Origin of the sequence: Aminobacter sp. MET-1 (assembly GCF_026521175.1) — a bacterium.
Classification (GTDB): Bacteria; Pseudomonadota; Alphaproteobacteria; order Rhizobiales; family Rhizobiaceae; genus Aminobacter.
Map to the genome: position 1 here is coordinate 1 of NZ_JAMSHL010000082.1, position 287 is coordinate 287.

Below are 287 nucleotides of genomic sequence, written 5' to 3' on the forward strand. Positions count from 1 at the left end.
GTATTACTGAAAAACAAGAGCGTTATGAGCAAATCGATGCTATTCGTGATGAAGTGATCAGCACATTATTAGCAGAAGATGAGTCTTTAGACGAAGGCGAAATCATTGAAATTTTCTCTGGTTTAGAGAAGAAAATTGTTCGTGCTCGTGTATTAGCGGGTGAACCTCGTATCGATGGTCGTGAAAAAGACATGGTACGTGCTTTAGATATTCGTACAGGTTTATTACCACGTACACATGGCTCTGCGCTATTTACTCGTGGCGAAACGCAAGCATTAGTAACAGCT

The 287-nt window shown here is 40.8% G+C and carries 1 pseudogene; it reads left to right on the forward strand.

Annotation, left to right across the window (positions count from 1 at the left end):
* Nucleotides 1-287, forward strand: a pseudogene (locus tag NDO48_RS29110) (polyribonucleotide nucleotidyltransferase); the annotation flags it as partial.